Source organism: Microvirga aerilata, from assembly GCF_016743775.1.
GTDB lineage: Bacteria > Pseudomonadota > Alphaproteobacteria > Rhizobiales > Beijerinckiaceae > Microvirga > Microvirga aerilata.
In genome coordinates, this window is the sequence record NZ_JAEQMY010000195.1 from 1 (window position 1) to 4318 (window position 4318).

Consider the following 4318-nt stretch of genomic DNA (forward strand, 5'->3'; position numbering starts at 1 on the left):
CATCCGCGGCAAACGGCACTACCTCTGGCGGGCCGTTGATCAGCACGGCAATGTGCTCGATGTGCTGGTCCAGAGCCGCCGCGACGCGAAAGCGGCCCAGCGCTTCTTTCGCAAGCTGCTGAAGGTCCTGTGCTATGTGCCTAGGGTGATCGTGACTGATAAACTCGGATCCTACGGGGCCGCCAAACGCGAGATCCTGCCGGGCGTGGAACATCGGCAGAGCCGGTATCTGAACAACCGCTGTGAGGTGTCACACCAACCCATCCGACGGCAGGAGCACCACATGAGGAGCTTCAAGTCAGTCCGGCACGCACAGCAATTTCTCGCCACTCACACTCCGATCCACAACCACTTCCAACTCCGCCGCCATCGCCTTTCCGCCAGTGAGTATCGCGTGGCCCGCGATTGCGCTTTCAGTTCCTGGCGCGATGCGACCGGGAGTGCCCTCGTAGGCTGATCTGGAATGGCTTGAGGGCAGCACTTGCGGCAGCTGTGCCGATCCAGTGTCAAGTTGACAATGCCATCCTCAAAGTAGCGCCAGAGCTCTCAGGGGTTTCAGGCCGCGCGGCTCGGTCGCTGGACCGTTCCCTCTGCCTGAACGGTGGCAGTCCGCGTTGCCTCGTCGACAACCTGGATGGTCATCTCGGCGAGACGACGGCTGTTGTTGAGGGTCTGCTCCAGGTTCTCGCGGAAGAGAGAGCCTTGGGCTGCAACGAGGTCAGCCAGTGACCGGCAGCGCGCAAGCTGGTTCAGACCGTCCAGGTTGGTCTGAAGGCGCTTCTGGCTCAGCTCGAATACCTCGCGGGAGACATCCTGGACGCCGCGGGCCAGAGCCGTGCTCGATTGCGCAACGGCACGGAGGTGCTCCGAGGCCTGTCCCGCCAAGTCCCGGGCATCGCCACCGGACCGATTGAAGGGCGGCAGGGGCTGGGCGGCCGAACGGCGGGCCATTTCGGAGACGGCCCCGAAGCTGTTCTGCACGGACTCTTGCATGGTTCGCACCATAGTTTGAGCGCCTTCCACTCCGGCGCGCACGGTATCCGCCACGTCCTCCGTCACCCGCTGGACAGCCCCAACCTGCTCACGCGCCTGCTTGGCCTCGGCTTGCTTTATCTCGTCCATGTTTGCCATGTCGTCCTCCACTTTCTCGGCTACAGCATTGGCTTCCTCATCGCTCAAGACCTTGAGCACGGCTGGAAGCAGCTCCTTCCGGTCGTCCCTGATGTGCTGCTGAAACACCTTCCTCAACTCGGCTATCCGGCTTAGAAATGCACCGTCGTTCTTTGGCATGTGCTCCAGTTCGGCTAGCAACGCACGCGTCTCGTCATTGTCGATAGTGGCGTCCCGCACGAGATCGTGCATCCCGTGCTGTCGCAGGATCGGGAACAGATGCTGCTCCTGGAGGCTGGCCAGGAGATCGAGCTCCTCCCTCAGGTCCGCAAGCATCCGCTCACGCGTCTTAACGGCTTTGTCGGATGTGGCGAGGAGCTTGTCGAAGAGTTCGTTGGCTTTGGCCGGAGGTGCTCGGCTGAAGCGTTCGTTGGTCATGATCAATCGTCCTGACGAAATGTGGGGCGCTGCATGAAGGGCAGGCGCTCGGCAATGGGCTAAAGGAAATGGGCGTCAGTGCTGGATCCCGGATGGCAAAGGAGCAAACAGGCTGGGCCGTCTCCACAGGACAAAATGGTCCTGCACCGTTAGATTGAGGCTTGCATCCTTCTCCAACAACGCAATCTGCGCCTCGACGGATTTGAGCTGCTGTTCCAGTTGGGCAACGCGCCGACGCCTGGACGAATCTGGGCATCGTTTCTTGGCTGGCATTCGGCACCACAAGGTCTGCGGCGATACCAGCTTTCTCCGGATGCGGAGCAAACGCCTGCTGGCTCACCCATGAATGTTGTTGTGCCCCCGTGACTTATTCGTTTTGTGTAGCTCGGAAGCATACGCGGTCGAACGGTTTGGTCTGTTGGGAACCCGACACAGCGGTGACTTTTCTTTAACTTATGTTGATTTGTCGCAACGCTGCCGCCGCTCAAGGCGAAACAGCGGTGCTGGCGGCACTGTCACTCATGCTTGTTCTGACAGGGCTTTCCGCAACCACAGGTTATATAAATTACCTTATGCGAATTTAATGTCCGGTTTCCCACGCGGGTGCATGAGCCCAAGCCAGATTGCCAAGGTGGCACTCCTCCCCGCTATAGGATCAGGAGAAGCCGCCGCCCGCCCACTGTAGTGCTCCGGTGGGGAAAGCACTACAGCATGTATCTGGTTTGAGTCTCGAACGAAGAAGTGCTCCTCACCACCGACCCCGCGGCGTCTTCTTCGGCTTCGCTGGTCCCATCAGCCGCATTGCTGCTTCGGCTTGGGCTCTGGCTTCCGCATCTTGAGTAAGGTTACGCACTTCCGAGGTTTCCTCCTGCTCCTGCAAGCCATTCTGGCGGGCTCGCCACTGTTTCGACTGGGCAGCTGTTGCTGCAGTATTGGCAAGCCTTTCAAGGCGGTCGAGTTGGGGCGTGCTGCCCTGAACCCTATCTTCGGTCTGCTCGTCACCTTTCTTCGGTGGTGTCGCCATGTTCTGTGTCCTCGTGAAGGCAAGTGGTTCCCGTACATGTCAACTAGCGAACAATCGCCAGACGACAACCGAAGCCGAGTTCGCCGCTCCGTCATGGCCCTGTCAATAAGGGAAGCTAGATCAGCGCTGTGGCCGCTTGGCCCGAGGGACAAGGACGGGCACGGATGTACTGCCATCCATGTCACCTCACCCAGTCTCGTGAGTGCAGCAGCCAGCCGCAGGCGCCTTCAGCACCTTAGCGACCCCAACGCGCGACGTGAACGATGTCATCGCGGATGATTCCTATGTCAGAAAGCTCGCGGTTGGACAGAGCTGACAACTGTCGTGCTGCCATCGAGCGCGGATCCACCGACGAAGGCTGGAAAGAAAGATAGACAAAAAACATGACGCAACCTCAAAACCGAGCCTGCCCAAGCAGAAGGGTGCCGCAAACTGGCAGCAAGAAAAAAGGCCACCTGTCAGGGTAGCCGAGTCTTGGGAGGAAACCCGTCACAAGAAGGCCATAGCGGACGAGGTGTCATCTACAGCGCACCTAGCGCGAGACAAACCCGGAAAGGGTCGCCCCTGCCATGTGGAATGAGCTTGGAACAGACGCGATTCACGCGGGAACGTTGCTCACAATCCATGCCGCCACTGGGCTGAAGCCGATTTCGATCAACTCCTCCTTGAGATCCTCAACCGGATTAGGCTCCAGCGTGACTGAGTTATCCGCGCTCTTCGATCCTGCAAAAGGCGCCGGTCCATCCCCATTCTGCTCTAGATCACCTTCAATGGGTGCTGCCGTGACGCGCACAGCCGGACCCTCATCCCCATCCTTATCACTCTCGCTTTCATGGACCTTAACCGTGACCCAGCGCTCCTCAACCTCGTCCTCATAGATCGTCTTCCACTCGCCCGTGTTCCCCTCCTGGATTATGTGCCGGGATGGCCCAGCACTGACCAAGCTAGAGTTTGGGTCCAGGCATGCAACCGGTTTCGTCGTCCATCATGCTGTAGAGCTATGATGCTGTAGCATGGTCGGATCTAAGAGCCGAGCGAGAGTCATTCTCAAATATTCATCTCTGTAATTACATGAGCTAGAAGCTTTACGCTTCTCTCCCGTAGCTCAGCAGAGTCGAGCAGCGATACAGCAGCTGGAAATCCTGCCCTTTGACTGCCGCTTCAGAATCGAGTGCGTAACTTCGAATCGCCTGGAACCAGGTTTTTACCTGCGGATTGACTCGGCTTTTCAGCTAAATGATTCAAGCCAAAGAAGTTTTCCAACGGAGAATCCAACTATTGTGAATGGATTCTTGCGCTCCGACTCCACAGCCACCTCAGAATCGGGCATTTCTCGATACGTCACAAGTGCGATGGATGGAGTGCCATGCCTGACGTGAAAGGTATCGAGCGGGTTCAACGCTTCCGAAAGTCTCGCCGAGAACGGGGAGATCGGGAATTGAACGTCTGGATACCTGGGCTCCTGGGAGCTGCCATCGACCAAGCTGTCGAGAGCGGCCAGTTCAAGACACGCCAGGAGGTCATCACCCACGCTCTTGAGACCATGTTCGCTCAAAAGGATCGAAATGTCGTGACGTAAACCAGGCAAAGCAAAAGGCCCACGAAGCTGGACACTTCGAGGGCCTTTGGAAACCCACCGAGGGGTGGGCATTCGGAATAGGTGACACTTTCCTTATGCCATCCCGACAAGCTGAATGTCAAGAGCATCGGTTTCGGTGAACGCTCCCGCTTTGCCCTCACAGAGGA

At 58.2% G+C, this 4318-nt stretch carries 6 protein-coding genes; 2 read left to right on the plus strand and 4 right to left on the minus strand.

Translation table 11 applies throughout. The features are described from left to right. On the plus strand, positions 1 to 457 hold a 457-nt coding region (locus JKG68_RS31230), incomplete at its 5' end, for a DDE-type integrase/transposase/recombinase (protein ID WP_202066216.1). A gap of 98 nt (positions 458 to 555) precedes the next feature. On the opposite strand, the gene JKG68_RS31235 is transcribed toward JKG68_RS31230, so the two are convergent. The 4 genes from JKG68_RS31235 to JKG68_RS31250 form a co-directional block, all read right to left on the minus strand. Then, complete coding sequence (locus JKG68_RS31235; protein ID WP_202066218.1) at positions 556 to 1548, minus strand: phasin family protein; 993 nt, start codon at positions 1546 to 1548, stop codon at positions 556 to 558. 748 nt (positions 1549 to 2296) lie between these two features. Beyond that, complete coding sequence (locus JKG68_RS31240) at positions 2297 to 2572, minus strand: hypothetical protein (RefSeq protein WP_202066220.1); 276 nt, start codon at positions 2570 to 2572, stop codon at positions 2297 to 2299. Positions 2573 to 2807: 235 nt separating this feature from the next. Then, positions 2808 to 2957, minus strand: coding sequence for a DUF1127 domain-containing protein (locus tag JKG68_RS31245; protein WP_246516105.1), 150 nt, complete (start codon positions 2955 to 2957; stop codon positions 2808 to 2810). 213 nt (positions 2958 to 3170) lie between these two features. Then, positions 3171 to 3365 (minus strand): hypothetical protein, encoded by a 195-nt coding sequence (locus JKG68_RS31250; RefSeq protein WP_202066222.1) that lies wholly within the window; start codon positions 3363 to 3365, stop codon positions 3171 to 3173. A gap of 573 nt (positions 3366 to 3938) precedes the next feature. Here JKG68_RS31250 and JKG68_RS31255 point away from each other — a divergent pair. Continuing rightward, entirely contained in the window at positions 3939 to 4151 is a 213-nt protein-coding gene (locus JKG68_RS31255; RefSeq protein WP_202066226.1) for a hypothetical protein, read from the plus strand. Positions 4152 to 4318 lie beyond the last annotated feature (167 nt).

Bases quoted from the DNA above. Each gene is read 5' to 3' on its own strand.
- JKG68_RS31235 (WP_202066218.1), bottom strand. From the start codon at position 1,548: ATGACCAACGAACGCTTCAGCCGAGCACCTCCGGCCAAAGCCAACGAA.
- JKG68_RS31240 (WP_202066220.1), bottom strand. From the start codon at position 2,572: ATGGCGACACCACCGAAGAAAGGTGACGAGCAGACCGAAGATAGGGTT.
- JKG68_RS31245 (WP_246516105.1), bottom strand. From the start codon at position 2,957: ATGTTTTTTGTCTATCTTTCTTTCCAGCCTTCGTCGGTGGATCCGCGC.
- JKG68_RS31255 (WP_202066226.1), top strand. From the start codon at position 3,939: ATGCCTGACGTGAAAGGTATCGAGCGGGTTCAACGCTTCCGAAAGTCT.